Genomic DNA, 17,141 nt, shown 5'->3' with positions numbered 1-17,141 from the left:
GCTGCCCCGCTGTTCATTGCTCATTGATAACTGATAACTGAAACCATGGCATTCGACATTACCGGCATGATGGGCAAAGTGAAAGAGCTGCAAGACAAAATGCAGCAGGCCCAGCAGGAAATTCAACACATTACCGCCACCGGCGAGGCCGGTGGCGGCCTGGTGCGCGCCACGGCCAACGGCCACCGCAAAATCCTCAAGCTAGAAATCGACGACACCCTGCTCACGCCGCAAGACCGCGACATGCTGGCCGACCTCGTGGTGGCCGCTGTGAACAAGGCCCTCGACGAAGCCACCGAGCTGGCCGCCCAGGAAATGAAGCGCAAAACCAGCGGCCTGATGCCCAACGTGCCCGGCCTCGACCTGAGTGGCTTTGGCGCCTAGTGCGGCCAATGTCGGCGTGTGCGCCGACGTGGCCATCGTCATCCTGAACTGGAACGGCGCTGCTTTTCTGAGCCGCTTCCTGCCCGGCGTCATCACTCACGCCGACGGCGCCCGCATCATCGTGGCCGACAACGCCTCGACCGACGACTCGGCCGAGGTGCTCTCGCGCGACTTTCCGCAAGTGGAAATGATGCTGCTGGAGCGCAACTTCGGCTTCTGCGAGGGCTACAACCAGGCGCTGGCGCAAGTCGACAGCGACTTTTTTGTGCTGCTCAATTCCGACGTGGAGGTAACGCTGGGCTGGCTGCGCCCGTTGCGCGCCCTGCTCGAAGCCCAGCCGCGGGTGGCCGCCGTGCAACCCAAAATCCTGGCCGCCGCCGACCCCACGTATTTTGAGTACGCCGGCGCCGGCGGGGGCTACCTCGACCGTCTGGCCTACCCTTTCTGCCGCGGCCGCCTGTTCGACACGCTCGAAAAAGACCACGGCCAGTACGACGACCCGCGCCCGGTGGCCTGGGCCACCGGCGCCTGCCTCATGGTGCGCCGCAACGCCTGGCAGGACTTGGGCGGTTTGGAGCCCGCCTTTTTTGCCCACATGGAGGAAATCGACTTCTGCTGGCGCCTGCAGAATGCCGGGCACGAGGTGTGGTACCACGGCGGCAGCGCCGTACACCACGTGGGCGGCGGCACGCTCCCCAAAACCAACCCACGCAAAACCTTCCTCAACTTCCGCAACGGCCTGGCCCTGCTCTACAAAAACGCCGCCCCCAGCGAATTGCTCTGGGCCATGTGGCAGCGCCTGGTGCTCGATGGCGTAGCTGGGGTGAAGTTTTTAGCCAGCGGCGAGTTTGGCAATTTCTGGGCGGTATTGCGGGCACACTTCAGCTTCTACGGCAGCTTTGGCTACTGGCGCAAGCGGCGGCGCGCGGCCCGGCCGCACCTGCGCGTAGCCCAGCGGGCGGGCGTGTATAATGGCAGTCTGGTGTGGGCTTACTTTGCCCGGGGCAAACGCAAGTTTTCCGAGTTGGGCATTCGCTAGGAACTCCTTGAAGCTAACCAAAACGGGCACCCCGCAGCGGTGCTTCGGCTCGCGCCTGCGTCGTTAAACAAGCCAAAGCACCGCTGCGGGGTACACGTTCTGGGTTTAACTTGCCACAGAACCAAACTATTTTCCTGCTTTGCGATGAAAAAATCGCTGCTTTTGCTTTTGTCCAGCTTGCTGCTGGTTCTGACCTCGCCGGCCCCCGCGGCCGCGCAGATGTTTCATCGCCTGGGCCACGCCAACCGCTCCCGCACCAAAAAAGCGGAGCACTCCAACAAGCACGTCAAGCACCGCGACAAGAAGAAGGTGAAAAAGAAAAAGCCCGAAAATGACAAGGCACGACGCCGCAAGGAAGCCAAGCTGCAGAAGGAGCGCCGCGAAGGAGGCGGCAGAACTCCCTCGGAGGCAACCGAGCCGGACAAGTCGGAACCAGACAAATCGGAATCAGACAAAAAAGACGAATAAAGCTCAGCAGAGCCGGCCACGTGTGTAAACGAAAAAGGGAGCCCCGGCGGGGCTCCCTTTCTTATGAAGCAACCTGAATCAGGTGAAGGCTACGGTTCTTTACAAATCCCACACGGTGCTGCGCTGTTGGCGCATGGCCCGGCGCACATTCATCCAGAAAGCCCCGGCGAAATAGAGCACAATGGGCGAGCCGAACGTGAAAAATGAAGCGTACACGAACGAGAGCCGCACGCTGCGCGTGCTGAAGCCCCACTTCTGGGCCAGGGCCGAGCACAAACCAAAAGACTGCGTTTCGAGGTAGTCGGTGAAGCGTTTCATGGGCGGTAGCGGCTAGCGAAATACAGATTGTCTGGGCTAAGATAAGGCGTTGGCGAGCCGAGGGCAAGCCAGTCCGCGTAATTTCGCCGGGCCGGGCCCGACTAATTGGACGCCTTTTACGTTGAAAGGGCAGGCTTTCGTTTTCCGCCGTTGCGTATTTTGATGAATTATTTTTTGCAGCCGGTGACCCGTGGATTGCTGGCAGCCACCTTGTTACTATCGGCCTGCGCCCTGCCGCGGGTGCTGAAACAGGCCGAAGCCGGGCGTACCGTGGCGGCCCGGCCCACCCCCCTGCTGGCCTCAGGCGATGCCGTGCCGTTTGAGGTAACGGCCCGGGTACCAGCCAACCACCTGCACAAGGGTGTCGCTTACGAGCTGCTGCTGCGCTACCGCTACGAGCATGGCCTGCGCGAGGACACGCTGGGCCGGCTCACCTTCACGTCGGGCAACTATGTGTACGACGACGAGCACAAAGGCCAGCTCGTCGCCACCCAAAAATTCAGCATCCCGAACACGCCCGGCCGCAACCCCGGCGAGCTGCTGGCCCACGGCCAGGTGCGCGAGCTGAAAAAGAACGGCAAAGTGCTGCGCTCCACCGACGATATACTGGTGGCCCGCGGCATCGCCGACCCGGCCCGCCTCGTGACGCGCGAAGACACCACGCTGACGCTGCTGCCCGAACACGCCAACAACACCATGAGCGGCACCCGCGTGCTGCCCTTCTACTTCGACGAGGACAAGTGGTTTATCCGCGGCTACCTGGGCACCAACGTACAGGCCCTCGAAGACCTCATCGACGCCAACCAGCACACCAAGCAGGTGCTCATCATCGCCGGCCACTCGCCCGACTCGACCGACGCCCACAACCGCGCCCTGGCCAGCAAGCGCGTGCGCATGCTACTCTATTACTACAAGCAGCGGGTAAAAACTTTCTCGTATCTCAATAAGAACGAGAACATTCACTACGACACGTTGGCCTACGTGCGCAAGTGGGACACCTTTCTGAGCAAGGTCACTTCTTCGGCCCTCAAGCCCGACCAGATTGATTCCGTGGTGTCCATCATCAACGACACCCGCGGCACCTTCGAGCAAAAGGAAAAGGCCCTGCACAAGCTCTCGTATTTCGATTACATCGAGGATTACATTTACCCCGTGCTGCGCTTCGGCACCGTGGCCGTGACCTACACCGCCCCCAAGCGCTACGACTCGGAGGTGTATTTGCTCTCGAAGAAAATTGTAGAAAAGCAGGTGGAGGCCGACGCCCTCACGCCCGAGGAACTGCGCTACTCCGCCACGCTCACGCCGCTGCTCGCCGAAAAGCAGCGCATCTACGAGGTGGCCGCCGCTAATAACCCCAATAGCTGGGAAGCCTTCCACAACCTAGGCGTGGTGCTGCTGCAGCGCGGCGAGAAAGAGCCTACCGCCAAAACCCAGAAAGCCTACTACCACCGCGCTGCCGTCAATTTCACCCTTGCCGCCCACCGCAACCCCACGGCTGAATTCTTCTACCACGCTGCCACGGCCTACCACCGCGCTGGCGACCGCCTCGAAGCCCTGCAGAACTACGACTACGCCATCAAGCTGGGCGGTCCGCGCCCGCTGCTGCGCAAGATTTTCTCCGACCGCGCCGCCCTGGAAATTGAAGTAGGCCAGCCCGATGAGGCCCTGCGCAACCTGCAATACGCCGGCCCCTCCTACCAGAATGCCCTCAACAAGGGCCTGATTCTGGTGGGCCGCGAGGGTTACGACCTGGCCTTGGAGCAGTACCGCCTGGCTCAGGCCTTGCGCCCCACGGCCGCCGCGCCCGTCTACGGCATGGCCGTGGTGGCCGCGCGCCAGAAAAACGAAGCCGAAATGGGCCAACTGCTCAAGCAAGCCGTTAATCTCGACCGCAGCTACGCCCAGCGCGCCGTCGAAGACTTGGAGTTTCAGGACTACGCACAGGGCAAAGTGTTTCGGGAGGCGTTGAAGTAAGCGGCAATTAGCTTTGGCCTAACGCCGCCGCCTGTCGTAGCTTTGCCGAACGGCTGAAAACCGGCTTTACCCTAAAGAAAACCATGCGTCAAATTCAATTTCGTGAGGCCTTGCGCGAGGCCCTGTCCGAGGAAATGCGCCGCGACCCGCGGGTGTTCCTCATGGGCGAAGAAGTGGCCCAGTACAACGGTGCCTACAAAGTGAGCCAAGGGATGCTCGACGAGTTCGGCCCCGAGCGCGTGATTGACACCCCGATTGCCGAGCTGGGTTTTGCTGGCATCGGTGTGGGCGCCGCCGCCAACGGCCTGATTCCGGTCATCGAATTCATGACCTTTAACTTCTCGCTGGTGGCTATTGACCAGGTAATTAACTCGGCCGCCAAGCTGTACTCGATGTCGGGCGGGCAGTACTCGTGTCCCATCGTGTTCCGCGGCCCCACGGGCAACGCCGGCATGCTCAGCAGCCAGCACTCGCAGAACTTTGAAAACTGGTACGCCAACACGCCCGGCCTGAAAGTAGTGGTTCCCTCGAACCCCTACGACGCCAAGGGCCTGCTGAAATCGGCCATCCGCGACCCCGACCCCGTCATTTTCATGGAGTCGGAGCTGATGTACGGCGACAAGGGCGAAGTGCCCGAGGAAGAGTACCTGCTTGAAATTGGCAAAGCCAACGTGGTGCGCCAGGGCAAGCACGTGACGCTGGTGAGCTTTGGCAAAATGATGAAGGTAGCCTACGCCGCTGCCGACGAGCTGGCCAAAGAAGGCATCGAAGCCGAAGTAATCGACCTGCGCTCGGTGCGTCCGATTGACTACGACACGCTCATCGCCTCGGTGAAGAAAACCAACCGCATGGTGGTGATTGAGGAAGCCTGGCCGCTGGCCAGCATTTCGAGCGAGCTGAGCTACATCGTGCAGCGCCGCGCCTTCGATTTCCTCGATGCGCCCGTCATCCGCATCACCTGCGCCGACGTGCCCCTGCCCTACGCGCCCACGCTCATCGAAGCCTCGCTGCCCAACGTGGCCCGCGTGGTGAAAGCCGTGAAGGAAGTGACCTACGCCAAGGCCTAATCTTGTCCTCGGCTACTTATAAAAAGCCCCGTTGGCATGGCCAACGGGGCTTTTGTTTTGATTGCAATTGGCACCAAAGTGGGTTCGGCGAAGCGAACTGTTGCGTTTAATTCTTTAGCGCGAGCTACCTATTCCGAAAGTTCACGTACCTTTTCCGCAATCCCACCAACCTCAATTCCCACCGCCATGAACCACCGTTTGCACCTCAAACTTGAACAGCTGGAACGCGCCACCGAGCACCTGCTGGCCTCGGCTGAGGCGCTGGGGGCGGATAGCGAAAAGGCACCGGCACCGGGCAGTTGGTCGGCCAAACAGGTGGTGCACCACTTGCTGTTTATTGAGGGCAATATCATCCAGTACATCCAAAAAAAGCTGCAAGCCGAAGAGGCCCTGCCAAACGTAGGACTGCTGACCCGGCTGCGGGCGCAGGCGGTGCGCTTCCTGCTGCGGCTGCCGGGCTTCAAAGTGAAGGCGCCGCGCGGCGTGGCCACCCTCACCGACGCTGGCAACCTGCCCGCCTTGCCGGAGCTGCGCGACACCTGGGATGCCTCCCGCCGGCAGCTGGAGCGCCTGCTCAACGAATTCCCGAGTCGGCAGCTTAACCGGGCCATTTTTCCGCACCCTCGCTCGGGACGGATAAATATTTACCAGGTGATGGAATTCCTGCTCGACCACCTGCTGCACCACCAGCAGCAGATGGACCGCATCACGAAGGCGCTCCGGCCAGGCGCTGCGGTGAGAGCCACGGCTGAAGCGTAAAGGCCAAGCACTCAAAAGCTCCTGCATAAGCCCGCCCGAACAACTGCTGTTCAAGCGGGCCGATGCAGAAGCTTCTTAGTACTCGGGCCAAGCGAGGCTACTTGCTCGGGGCCTCGTACACCGGCATCGACTTGAAGGCTTCGGCGAGTTCAGCCGGCGGCACGGTGAGCTTGCGACGGTCGAGGTCGAGCCAGGCGCCGTCGACGGTGACGGTGGCAGCCACGCGGCCGTCGGCTTTGAAAATGGTGTGCACGATGGTCCAGCGCGAGCCGTCCTCGCTGGCCGAAGCCAGGTGGCCATCCACGCGAATTTCTTCGCCAATGTTCACCTCTTTCAGGTACTTGGTTTCCTCGCGGAACAGGATGGGGCCGAGGCGCAATTGGGCAAAGCGTTTCACGTCGAAGCCCCACTGGGCCAGTAGCACCACGCGCTGGTCGGCGGCAAAATCGGCGTAGGCAGAGTGGCGCATGTGGCCGTTAGGGTCCATATCGGCCCAGCGGGTGCGGTAGGTGATGTCGTTGGTCATTTAGTTTAAGGGAGTCAGGCGTACCAGATATTGTTCGTTTTCGTCTTCGCCAATGAAATCGGCGGTGTAGCCGGCGGCTTCGGCGGCGTCGTTGAGCAGGGCCGCGTCCACAAATAGCCACGGAAAGGGTTCGCCGGTTTTGCCCTTGTAGCTTAGGGTGTACTGTACTTCGCCGTAGTAAGGTCCGTTGAGGTTGATGAGCAGGGCGCCGTCCTCGTCTTCATAGAGGTAGCGCACGTCGGAGGATGTGGCCAGAATCTGGCCGCCGGGCGCCAGCAGCGTGCGGGCGTGGCCCAGGAATTTGTCGAGGCCTTCGAGGGTACCGGTCAGGCCGAGGCCGTTCATGAGCAGCAGGATGGTGTCGTAGGGCAGCTCGGTGGCGGGCTTCGGGGCGAATAGGTCGTGGCGGGCCACGTTGCGCACGCCGCGTTCGGTCATTACCTGCACCGCGCCGGCCGATACGTCCACGGCTTTCACCTCGAAACCACGGCTCTGCAGCTCCAGGCTGTGGCAGCCGGCGCCGGCGCCGAGGTCGAGCACGCGCCCCCGGCTTTCGTCGAGGGCCTGGCGTTCCAACTCGGGCATTTGCAGCACGGTGCGGAAGAAGTAAGCGGCGGGCAGCGGCTCGTCGTCGGCCGCGCTGCAATGCACGGTAACGATGGCGTCTTTGACTTTGCCGTGGTGGTAATCGAGCAGGGCTTGGCCCAGGATATCAGGAGCGGAAGTGGTGGTCATAAATCAGAAGGGCCGCGAATGAGCCGCAGCCAAACAGCTGCCGGGGCACTTACGGCTTTAGAACCGAAAAGTACCCAAAACTTCGTGGGGCGGCGTCCGTTTTCATACGTGCCTCCCCTATCCTAACCGCTCATGCTGCCCGCCAAACTTCGTAAAGGCCAGTTGCCCACCAAAATCTGCGTCACCTGCGGCCGCCCGTTTGAGTACCGCAAAAAATGGCGCGCCAACTGGGACGAGGTGAAATATTGCGGCGAGAAGTGCCAGCGCAACCGTCCGGCCAGCAACCCGGAGGCCGCCGCAGCTTGAGTTGCGCACCGTCAGGCTGCATCTTTTTGCCGGTGTGCCCCGTTTTGCTGAAAAACCATTCGCTTAGCTTACCCCACTCATGGCCTCCAACCTCGATTACCTGGACCCCGCCCTCAAACCCCTGGAAGAAAAAGTAGACGCTTATCTGGAAGCTGAAAAAGCGTTGAACCGCGCCAAGGTGGCGCACGAAAACGGCGAAAGCACCCAGGATGTTGCCGGCCTGCAAGCCGACTTAGCCCGCCTGGAGCAGGAAATCATCGGCATGCTGCCCACCCGCGACGAGTGGCTGAAAGTGAATCTCGGCTACGGCCCCAGCCGCGTGGGCGCCTGGCTCGTACCCGCCCTTCACGGCGCCCCCGAGCGCTACGAGCTGCGGGTGATTCACTAAATAAAAATCACCCTACAACGTCATGCAGAGCGCAGCGAAGCATCTCTACCGCAATACTAAACGATTAGTGCTGCGGTAGAGATGCTTCGCTGCGCTCTGCATGAAGTTCTTTTATTTCACCGCTTTATCTAGTGTCCTGAGTCCCAATCATAGCCCATCTCGGCCCATAAGTCTTTCGGCCTTGTATCAGTAAAGGCAATGGTACCAATGCGCTTGAGGTGCTTGATGCCGTATTTGAGCGGCGTGACCAAGCGTAGCGGGGCACCGTGCTCGGGCGTGAGGGGCTTGCCATTCATTTCGTAGCACAACAGCGTCTGAGGGTGCAGTACGGTGTCCATGTCGAGACCCACGTAGTACTTGCCGTCGGGCGTGACGATACCAGCGTAAGGCGCCAGGTCAGCGGGTGGGTTGCGCGGGTCGAGGGGTTGGCCGCTGCGGGTGGCCAAGGGGTATTTTGCCAGGAAGTCGGAGAAGCGGGCACCAGCCCAGTGCACCACTACGCTCCAGCCCTCAATGCATTTCAATTCGGTCACCATTTCCACCTTAGGCATGGCTTGCACATCGGCCAGGGTGAACTCCTGCACATTACTGGTGCCGTAGCCCTGCACGCGCATGCGCCAGGTGGCGGGGTCCAGCTCACTTTTGAGCCCGTAGGTACCGTTCTTGCGAGGCGTGCGGGCGCGGCTGCGGGCAAACTCCGGGGCCAGCCGTGTTTGCTTGTAATAGGCGTGGCTAAGCCGGCCGTTGGCGTCGAGCACCTTGCGCAGGGGGCGCGGGATGCCGTCGTCTTCAGGCTGCGAAATAAGCCATTTCCAGCCGCCCAGGCCCGCCAGCCCGGCCAGCCCCAAGCCGATGAACGAGCGACGGGAACGGCGGCGGGCCTCGGCCAGCACCTCGGCTTCGGGGCGCAGCGGCGCTTGGTTTGCAGTCGTATCGGGAGTTTCGTCAGGCATTTCGGGAGCGGCTACTTGGTTGACGAAAGGGAAGCATCGGCGGCGGGACCCGAAGTGGGGCCAGACTTGATTTCGTGGGTTGTGGGGTCAACTTCTACTATCTCAAAACCCGCCACCATGGCCCGGAAGTTATTCCAGCCGGCGCGCACCACTTGCGCAATGTGCACCACGAAAAACAACACGTATCCGATGGTGAGGGCAAAGTGGATGATGCGCGCAAACTCGTAGCCGCCCAGCAGCTGCGTGAGCCAGGCAAACTGCACCGGCTTGTAGATGGCCAGCCCGCTGAGCACTGAGCCCACGCCCATGAGAATCACGCTGGTGTAGGCTATCTGCTGGGCGCCGTTGAACTTGCGCACCGGCAGTGGCTTCTTCGACATGCCCAGGTCGTGCAGCACTACCTGGATGGCTTCTTTAAATGAATGCCGCGTGGGCAACAGGTAGCGCCACTCGCCCGAGAAGAGGGTGTAGAGCACGTAGAGCAGCCCGTTCAGAAAGAAAACCCACATTAGCACGAAGTGCCAGCTCATGCCTTTAGCAAGCTGAAAGGGAATGTTGAACGCCTCGTAGAACGACTGCGGGAAGAACTTAAGCAGCGTGGTATTGCCCCAGCCGAGGCGGTACACGTCGTTGGCCCAGTAAATCCACAGCCCGCTCCAAATCATCAGACTGAGGACGGGAAAATTGACCCAGTGAAACCAGCGGATGGCCAGCGGGTGCTTTTCAACGAGTTGCTTCATACACAGCGGAGAGCGGGAATGCGACGCAAGGTACGCCGGGCAACCGGCCAGCCTCGCCTCCATAGACGCCCTCAACCGCGCTGCCTTACAGGCGGTTTTGGCAAATAAAAAAAGGACGACGCAGAGCGCCGTCCCTTTCCATACCAAAACACCTTAAAAAACTATTCTTTCACGATGAGGCTAACAACAATTGCACCAAAAGATTCCACCGAAGCTAAAATTTCTCTCAACTATTTTGTATTGTGCAGTTTATCCTAGTTGAACTTGCTAAAGCCCAAAACAACTACCGGCCCCAGCAAAAAGGCCCCGACCAACGCCGGGGCCTTTTTGCTGGGGCCGGTAAGTGAAATGGGCCGGACCTAGCGGCCCATCATGCCGCCACCGCCGCCGCGCATGCCGCCCATCATTTTCTGCATCTGGGCTAGGCCGCCTTTGGTTTGGCTGAGCTTGTTCATTTTGCGCATCATCTGGCGCATCTGGTCGAATTGCTTCATCAGGTCGTTCACCTGCTGCAACTCCGTGCCCGAGCCCTTGGCCAGGCGGCGCTTGCGCGAGGCGTTGATGAGGTCGGGGTTGGCGCGCTCCTGCTTGGTCATGCTCCGGATGATGGCCTCAACCGGCTTGAAGGCGTCGTCGTCGATTTCCACATCCTTCATGGCCTTGCTCATGCCCGGAATCATGCCCATCAAATCCTTGATGTTGCCCATCTTCTTGATTTGCTCGAGCTGGCCGAGGAAGTCGTTGAAGTCGAACTGGTTTTTGCGGATTTTCTTCTCGATGCGCTTGGCCTCGTCCTCGTCGAACTGCTGCTGCGCGCGTTCTACGAGCGAAATCACGTCGCCCATGCCCAGGATGCGCTGGGCCATGCGGTCAGGATAGAACAGGTCGAGCGCATCCATCTTCTCGCCGGTCGAGATGAACTTGATGGGCTTCTCCACCACCGCGCGAATGGAGAGGGCCGCACCGCCGCGGGAGTCGCCGTCGAGCTTGGTGAGTACCACGCCGTCGAAGTTCAGGCGGTCGTTGAAGGTTTTGGCGGTGTTCACGGCGTCCTGGCCGGTCATCGAGTCCACCACGAACAGCGTTTCGCTGGGGTTGATGGCCGACTTCACCTGCTCAATCTCGCGCATCATCTGCTCGTCCACGGCCAGGCGGCCGGCGGTGTCGATGATGACCACCTTCTTGCCGTTCTTTTTGGCGTAGTCGATGGCGTTGCGCGAAATCTCGACAGGGTTCTTGTTCTCGACTTCCGAGTACACTTCCACGCCAATTTGCTCGCCAAGCACCTTCAGCTGGTCTATAGCAGCGGGGCGGTACACGTCGCAGGCCACAAGCAGGGTGTTGCGGCCGCTCTTCTTGATGTGGCTGGCCAGCTTGCCGGCGAAAGTGGTTTTGCCCGAGCCTTGCAGGCCCGAGAGCAGCACCACGGCCGGCTCGCCCTTGATGACGATGTCCTTCTTCTCGCCGCCCATGAGCTCGGTCAGCTCATCGTAGACGATTTTGACCATGAGCTGGCCCGGCGACACGGCCGTGAGCACGTCGCGGCCCATGGCGGCGTCCTTGATTTTGTCGGTTACTTCTTTGGCAACCTTGTAGTTAACGTCGGCATCGACCAGGGCGCGGCGAATTTCCTTGATGGTGGACGCCACGTTGATTTCCGAGATGCTGCCCTGACCTTTCAGGGTTTTGATGGCCCGGTCGAGCTTATTGGAGAGATTGTCGAACATTGATTCGCTGAGTTGGCAGGAGAGCTGGGGCGCTGACTGCCGGCGAGGAGCCGCGCAAAATCAGGCAGTTATTGAACCCCAAAAGTAACCACAAAAGCCCGAAAACCGGCAAACCGCGTACCTTCGCGGCCCGCTTGCCCTCCCCTGTTTCCCGTGTCCGCCACTCGCCCGCTGCGCCTGCTCGTCATCACCTATTACTGGCCGCCTTCGGGCGGGGCCGGCGTGCAGCGCTGCCTCAAGTGGGTGAAGCATTTGGGTTATTTCGGCGTGGAGCCCACCGTGATAACCGTGGACCCCGCCCAGGCCACCTACCCCGTGCGCGACGAAAGCCTGCTGGCCGAGGTGCCGCCGGGCGTGCGCGTCATCCATACCGGCACCACCGAGCCGTTTGAGAGCTACAAGAAGCTGACCGGGAGGGCCGTGCCCTACGGCGGTTTCGCCAACGAGGGCAAGCCGGGTTTGATGCAAAAGGCCCTGCGCTTCGTGCGCGGCAATTTGTTCATTCCGGACCCGCGCCGCGGCTGGAACCGCCACGCCCTGGCCGCCGTGGAAAAGCTACTGGCTGCTGGGGAGCAGTTTGACGCGGTGCTCACGTCGTCTCCACCGCATTCTACCCAGCTCATTGGGCTGGAACTGAAGAAGCGCCACGGCCTGCGCTGGCTGGCCGACCTGCGCGACCCCTGGACCGACATTTACTACTACAAAGACCTGCACCACACGCCATTTGCCGCCTGGCTGGATGCGCGCTACGAGCGGCAGGTGCTGACGCAGGCCGATACCGTGCTGGTGACCTCGCCCGAAACCAAGCGCCTGTTTCTGGCCAAGCTGCCGGAGCTGCCTTCCACTAAGTTTCATGTCCTGCCCAACGGCTACGACGAAACGGATTTCCGGCAGCCCTCGCAGCCGCCGACGGACTGCCTGCGCATCACCCACACCGGCACCATCACCGAGCTGTACCACATCGACTGCCTGCTGGAAGCCGTGGCTAGCTGCGCCACCCGCCATCCCGACGTGCCGCTGCGGCTGCGCTTTGTCGGGCAGGTGTCGGCCCAACTGCGCGGGCAGATTGAGCAGGCCGGGCTGCTGGCGGCTACAGAGTTTATTCCCTTCGTGCCGCACGATAAATCGGTTGAATACCTGCTGCAATCCTCAGTGCTCCTGATGGCCATTCCCGACGTGCCGCGCAACTTCGGCATCCTGCCGGGCAAGATATTCGAATATCTGGCGGCTAATAAGCCCATCCTCTGCGTGGGCCCGGCCGGCTCCGATGCCGACAACATCCTGCAGGAGTGCGAAGCAGGCCAAGCCCTGCCCTACCGCAACTCAGCCCTGATGCTGAGTACCCTGGAAACTCTGGTCGCCCAGTGGCGCCAAAATCCAAATCTGGATTTGCCAGCCGTGAGCCACAGCCGCTACTCGCGCCGCGCACTTACGGGGCAGCTGGCTAGAATTGCCGCCAACTAAAATGGAAGGAAGCGCGACAAGAAGTGGTAGCCCTTTGCTACGGCCGCTGTCCCTGGCGTTGGGGGGCCTGCTGTTGTTTCTGCTGCCCTTTCTGCTGCTGGGCAGCCACAGCTACCTCACCATTCACGACAACCTCGACACCGAAATTGGCAGCCCCTACCTGCTGAACAAGTTCCGGGTGGTATTCGACTACCGCCCCACGACAGTCATCCCCAGCATCATGAACGGGCTGCCGCGCAATGCCCTGCGGTCAGGACTGAACCCAACGGTGTGGCTGTTTGGGATATTTCCACCTTGGGCCGCGTATGTGGTGAATCAAGCCTTGGTGCGGTTGCTGGGCCTGCTGGGCATGTGGGCCCTGCTGCGGGCGCGCTGGCTGCCCGAGTCCCGGCAACGCGGGCTGGCGGCCGGGCTGGCATTGGCCTGGGCCACGCTGCGTATTTACTCTATTTACGGCCTCACGGTGCTGGGCCAGCCGGCGCTGCTGCTGGCGGTACTGCGCCTGCGCGAGGGCCGCGGACGCTGGTGGGACTGGCTGCTGGTGGCGGTATTTCCGGTGTGGACGTTTTTCGTGTTCGTGGGGCCGTTCATTGGGGCGGCTCTGGGCGGGCTGGCGCTGTACGACTTCTGGCACGGGCGGCGGGCAGCGGCTTTGCGCGTGGCCCTAGCTACTGGCTTGCTCATGGCCATGTACGTGGTGGTGGAATGGCCGCTGTTCAATTCGTTGCTGGTGGCGCAGCAGTTTGTATCGCACCGCACTGAACACGACTTGCTGCGGCAAATGTCGCTGGGGCTGGGCGCCGGGCTGCGGCAAGCACTCAGCTTTCTGGCAATAGGCCAATATCATTCCAGCCAGTTTTTTCGGGGTGCCGTGGCCTTGGCGGTGCTAGCGGCGTTGGCTTGGGCGCCGGGCGGCTGGCGAGTGGCGGCGCGCAAGCTGGCGCCGTGGCTACTGGGTATTTTGGGCGTGAGCGTTTTCTGCGGCTTTGTGCTGCAGGGCGTGGCGCTGGTGCAGCACCAACTGCCCTTGCTGCACGCCTTCAACCTCACACGGCTGGGGTTTCTGCTGCCACTGGCCTGCTTTGGCGTGCTGGCGCTGAGCTTGCGCCTGCTGCCCCCGGGCCGGCAGACGGTGGCCGCTGGGCTGGTGGGCTTGCAGCTGCTCATCGGATTGGCGATGAATACGGAGTGGACCAACAACCTGCGCGAGCTGGCTGGGCATGCTAAAAAAGGCCAGCCCAACTACGCGCAGTACGTAGCTAAGCCGCTATTTACTAGCGTCAAACAATATCTCGCCCAGCGCACTGGCCTGCCACCCAGCGGCTACCGTGTAGGCTGCCTGGGCTTCGCGCCGGCCGTGGCGCAACTCAACGACTTCTACACTCTCGACAGCAACCAGAACAATTACCCCCTCACCTACAAGCGCCAGTTCCGCCCGCTCATCGCCGGCGAGCTAGCCAAGGACGCCGACCTGCGCGCTTACTTCGATGCCTGGGGCAACCGCTGCTTTTTCTACTCGCATGAGTTGGGGCGCAACTTCCTGGTGCCGGCCACGCCTATCCGCACGGTGCAGGACTGGGCGCTTGATGCCGCTGCTTTCCAGCGGCTGGGCGGTCGGTTCATCCTCAGCGCCGCCCGACTGGCAAACCCTGCCCGCAGTGGCTTGCGTCCGGTGGGCGACTTCGTCAATTCCGACGCGTATTGGCACATCTATGTGTACGAAGTAGCAGAATCTGCTAAGTAGCCACGGCTACTGTGCCGGCACTATTAAGGCCAAGTCACTAGCCAGCTGCTGACTAAAAGATGCGCTGGCGTCGCGCTGCAGGTGGTTGCCGTCGGTAGTAGCATAGGGCGCGGTGCTGTAGTCGAGGTAAGGCACCGTTTGTGCCTTCGCTAGCTGCCGCATCAATTGCTCGAAACCAGGCTGATAGGTTTGCTCCAGGGCCAGCAGCGACGGGCCTACTGGTAAGCGCACCAGCACCACATGGCCATGCGGCTTTAAAAACCGAATGGTTTCGCGCAGGGCCTGCAGGCGACCGGCTGAGAGGTGCTGCGTGGCGGCCAGCTGGCGGTAGTCGTGCAGTTTGCGGGCGGTGCGAGCGCGCACCTGGGCGCTGTCGGTGCCGATGTTGACTTCGAGCCAGCCGTCGGGGTGCAGGCGTTCGGTGGCGGTGGCGTAGTCGAGCAGCAGCCGGTAGAGCGGCTTGGTTTGGTAGCGGGTGAGGTAGGGCAGGTTGGGATTTTGGCTGACCTGGTTGAGTTGGCCGACGAACGACTGGTCTTCGGGATAAACGCCTTCGGCTCCTGTGAGCGATAACGACCACGGGTCGACGGCCACTACAAACAGGCCATTTTTCACTTCCGGCCGCAGCTTGCGCCCGATGCTGCGCAAATACGCCGGACCGTAGGGTGAGTGCGTGAGCGTGAAGGCATAATTCAGCAACGGCCCCTCAAAGCGGCCGCCCAGCCGCGCCGCCAGCATAGCCGGCCGGATGCCCTGCGCCGCCCGCGAGGTGCCCAAAATCAGCGAACCCGCCGGCGCACTCGTAAATCGGCCATAAAACGCATCGACCTGCCCGCGCCGCAATACTGGCCCTAACGCCAGCGCCCCCAACGCCAGCGCCCCCACCAGCAACGCCAGCCGGCCCAGTAGCTTCAGAACCGTAGTTTTTTCGGGGCGTTTCAAAATTGGAAGTAGATAAAGGACGTGCTGTTGAACACACCCAGGTATAGAATCAGCAAGGTTAGCCCCGCGTAGCCAGCCCAGCGCACCGAGGCCCTTTGGGCGGAAACCCAAGCTTGCAGGCTACGCGCCTGGCCGAAATACTCAAGCCCCAACATGATGAAGACGCTGAAAGCCGCCACGGCTAGCTCGGGCCGGTAGTGCTGCGAGAATTCGAGCAGCAGCGTGGCCGTGCTGCGTCCGCCCAAGTTTCCCCACCCGCTGAGCAGGTGCCGGCTGATGAAGACAGCATCACCGAAGGTGTTGGCCCGGAAAAAAATCCAGGCATATGCCACCAGAATGAATGTAACCAGCACCCCTATGGTGCGGCGCAGACGCGGGTGCGCGGCCAGCCCGGTGAGGCACGCCAGCCGCTCGCGCGTGGGCCGGGCCCAGGTACTCAGTACCAGATAAAGGCCGTGCAGGCCGCCCCACACCAGAAATGTCCAGTTGGCACCGTGCCAGAGGCCGCTGATGAGAAACACAGCCAGCAGGTTTAGGTAGGCGCGGGCGGGGGCTACGCGGCTGCCTCCCAGCGGAATGTACACGTAGTCGCGAAACCAGCTGGAGAGCGAAATGTGCCATCGCCGCCAGAACTCGGGCACCGAAGCCGAGAGGTAAGGCTGCCGGAAATTGAGGTTAAACTCGAAGCCCAATACCCGCGCTGCGCCGCGAGCCATGTCGGTGTAGCCTGAGAAGTCGCCGTAAATCTGGAAGGTGAAGGCCAGGGTGGCCAGCACCAGAAGCGGGCCCTCGGGATGCTGCTGCGGGTTGTTGAACACAGGGTTCACGAGTAGGGCCAGGCGGTCGGCAACTACCACTTTTTTGAACAGGCCCCAGGCCATGAGGCGCAAGCCGCTAACTATTCGCTGATAATCAAACGCATGCTCCCGCCGAAACTGCGGCAGCATGTGCCCGCCTCGCTCGATGGGCCCAGCCACCAGCTGCGGAAAAAATGCCACGAACAAGGCAAAACGCCCAAAATTTCGCTCTGCTTCCAGTCGGCCTTGGTACACATCGATGATATAGCCCACCGACTGAAACGTGTAGAAAGAAACGCCCACCGGCAGCAGCAAGCCCAGCGCCGGCCCGCTGCCGTGCGGCAGGTGGAAGGCCTCGGCCAGCTGTAGCACCGAGTCCCGAAAGAAGTTGAAGTACTTGAAAACGAACAGTGTGCCCAAGTTGCTGGCCAGGCTGAGGTAAAGCCAGGGCCGCCGCGCCCGCTTGGTGGGCGCCTGGCTCATGCGGTAGCCGCTGTAGTAGTCGAGCACCGTGGTGGCCAGCAGCAGCAGGGCGTAGATGGCCCGCCAGCTCATGTAGAAGTAGTAGCTGGCGATGAGCAGCAGCGGGTTGCGCCAGCGCGGCGGCAGGCTGAAGTAGAGCCCGACGACCAGCGGGAAAAAGACGAGGAAATGAAGCGAGTTGAAAAGCATGCGCGCGGCGGCCGGGGCGTGGCGGGCCAAAGGTCGGCAGCAAAAGGCGTTTCACGAGCGGGCCTGTCATCCTGAGCGCAGCGAAGAACCTTCTCACGTTTGAGTTGCTTACTCTGACGTGAGAAGGTCCTTCGCTGC

The 17,141-nt window shown here is 61.4% G+C and carries 18 protein-coding genes; 10 read left to right on the top strand and 8 right to left on the bottom strand.

The window, feature by feature from the left end; genetic code table 11:
* Positions 1-45 precede the first annotated feature (45 nt).
* From I2I01_RS20135 to I2I01_RS20125, 3 genes are all read left to right on the top strand, one after another.
* Entirely contained in the window at positions 46-384 is a 339-nt protein-coding gene (locus I2I01_RS20135) for a YbaB/EbfC family nucleoid-associated protein (RefSeq protein WP_196288321.1), read from the top strand.
* Entirely contained in the window at positions 374-1,423 is a 1,050-nt protein-coding gene (locus tag I2I01_RS20130; RefSeq protein ID WP_211538064.1) for a glycosyltransferase family 2 protein, read from the top strand. The genes I2I01_RS20135 and I2I01_RS20130 overlap by 11 nt, the downstream gene beginning before the upstream one ends.
* A 144-nt stretch (positions 1,424-1,567) precedes the next feature.
* Positions 1,568-1,891, top strand: coding sequence for a hypothetical protein (locus tag I2I01_RS20125; protein WP_196288320.1), 324 nt, complete (start codon positions 1,568-1,570; stop codon positions 1,889-1,891).
* 99 nt (positions 1,892-1,990) lie between these two features.
* Here the strand turns inward: I2I01_RS20125 and I2I01_RS20120 are convergent, their stop codons facing one another.
* Positions 1,991-2,209, bottom strand: coding sequence for a PspC domain-containing protein (locus I2I01_RS20120; protein WP_046242767.1), 219 nt, complete (start codon positions 2,207-2,209; stop codon positions 1,991-1,993).
* A 162-nt stretch (positions 2,210-2,371) separates the two neighbouring features.
* On the opposite strand from I2I01_RS20120, the gene I2I01_RS20115 reads away from it, so the two are divergent.
* The 3 genes from I2I01_RS20115 to I2I01_RS20105 all read left to right on the top strand — a co-directional run bounded on the left by I2I01_RS20115 (position 2,372) and on the right by I2I01_RS20105 (position 6,009).
* Complete coding sequence (locus tag I2I01_RS20115; protein WP_196288319.1) at positions 2,372-4,183, top strand: hypothetical protein; 1,812 nt, start codon at positions 2,372-2,374, stop codon at positions 4,181-4,183.
* A gap of 83 nt (positions 4,184-4,266) precedes the next feature.
* Positions 4,267-5,250, top strand: coding sequence for a pyruvate dehydrogenase complex E1 component subunit beta (locus I2I01_RS20110; protein WP_196288318.1), 984 nt, complete (start codon positions 4,267-4,269; stop codon positions 5,248-5,250).
* 186 nt (positions 5,251-5,436) lie between these two features.
* Entirely contained in the window at positions 5,437-6,009 is a 573-nt protein-coding gene (locus I2I01_RS20105; protein WP_196288317.1) for a DinB family protein, read from the top strand.
* Between the two features lie 97 nt (positions 6,010-6,106).
* Here I2I01_RS20105 and I2I01_RS20100 read toward each other — a convergent pair whose 3' ends face one another.
* Positions 6,107-6,535 (bottom strand): acyl-CoA thioesterase, encoded by a 429-nt coding sequence (locus tag I2I01_RS20100; protein ID WP_196288316.1) that lies wholly within the window; start codon positions 6,533-6,535, stop codon positions 6,107-6,109.
* Entirely contained in the window at positions 6,536-7,270 is a 735-nt protein-coding gene (locus tag I2I01_RS20095; RefSeq protein WP_196288315.1) for a class I SAM-dependent methyltransferase, read from the bottom strand. It lies immediately after the preceding gene.
* A 132-nt stretch (positions 7,271-7,402) separates the two neighbouring features.
* Between I2I01_RS20095 and I2I01_RS20090 the strand changes: the two genes are divergently transcribed.
* Positions 7,403-7,576 carry a DUF2256 domain-containing protein gene (locus tag I2I01_RS20090; protein ID WP_196288314.1) on the top strand — a complete coding sequence of 58 codons (174 nt, stop codon included), beginning with the start codon at positions 7,403-7,405 and terminating at the stop codon, positions 7,574-7,576.
* 79 nt (positions 7,577-7,655) lie between these two features.
* Positions 7,656-7,964 (top strand): hypothetical protein, encoded by a 309-nt coding sequence (locus I2I01_RS20085; protein ID WP_196288313.1) that lies wholly within the window; start codon positions 7,656-7,658, stop codon positions 7,962-7,964.
* 128 nt (positions 7,965-8,092) lie between these two features.
* Here I2I01_RS20085 and I2I01_RS20080 read toward each other — a convergent pair whose 3' ends face one another.
* The 3 genes from I2I01_RS20080 to ffh all read right to left on the bottom strand — a co-directional run bounded on the left by I2I01_RS20080 (position 8,093) and on the right by ffh (position 11,384).
* Positions 8,093-8,917, bottom strand: coding sequence for a molybdopterin-dependent oxidoreductase (locus I2I01_RS20080; RefSeq protein ID WP_196288312.1), 825 nt, complete (start codon positions 8,915-8,917; stop codon positions 8,093-8,095).
* A gap of 11 nt (positions 8,918-8,928) precedes the next feature.
* Positions 8,929-9,657, bottom strand: a complete 729-nt coding sequence (locus I2I01_RS20075) for a cytochrome b/b6 domain-containing protein (protein ID WP_196288311.1) — start codon at positions 9,655-9,657, stop codon at positions 8,929-8,931.
* 359 nt (positions 9,658-10,016) lie between these two features.
* Positions 10,017-11,384 (bottom strand): signal recognition particle protein, encoded by a 1,368-nt coding sequence (gene ffh, locus I2I01_RS20070; protein ID WP_196288310.1) that lies wholly within the window; start codon positions 11,382-11,384, stop codon positions 10,017-10,019.
* 153 nt (positions 11,385-11,537) lie between these two features.
* Here ffh and I2I01_RS20065 point away from each other — a divergent pair, with 153 nt between their 5' ends.
* A complete protein-coding gene (locus I2I01_RS20065; RefSeq protein ID WP_211538063.1) occupies positions 11,538-12,848 on the top strand; it encodes a glycosyltransferase family 4 protein in 1,311 nt (436 codons plus the stop codon).
* Between the two features lie 34 nt (positions 12,849-12,882).
* Positions 12,883-14,592 carry a DUF6044 family protein gene (locus I2I01_RS20060; RefSeq protein WP_196288309.1) on the top strand — a complete coding sequence of 570 codons (1,710 nt, stop codon included), beginning with the start codon at positions 12,883-12,885 and terminating at the stop codon, positions 14,590-14,592.
* A 6-nt stretch (positions 14,593-14,598) separates the two neighbouring features.
* Here I2I01_RS20060 and I2I01_RS20055 read toward each other — a convergent pair whose 3' ends face one another.
* Positions 14,599-15,534, bottom strand: a complete 936-nt coding sequence (locus I2I01_RS20055) for a hypothetical protein (RefSeq protein WP_196288308.1) — start codon at positions 15,532-15,534, stop codon at positions 14,599-14,601.
* Complete coding sequence (locus I2I01_RS20050; protein WP_196288307.1) at positions 15,531-17,033, bottom strand: MBOAT family O-acyltransferase; 1,503 nt, start codon at positions 17,031-17,033, stop codon at positions 15,531-15,533. The genes I2I01_RS20055 and I2I01_RS20050 overlap by 4 nt, the downstream gene beginning before the upstream one ends.
* Between the last annotated feature and the right edge of the window lie 108 nt (positions 17,034-17,141).

Origin of the sequence: Hymenobacter properus (assembly GCF_015694735.1) — a bacterium.
GTDB classification, from domain to species: Bacteria; Bacteroidota; Bacteroidia; order Cytophagales; family Hymenobacteraceae; genus Hymenobacter; species Hymenobacter properus.
The sequence above is the reverse complement of the archived record's forward strand: the minus strand, read 5'-3'. Positions and strand labels throughout refer to the sequence as shown.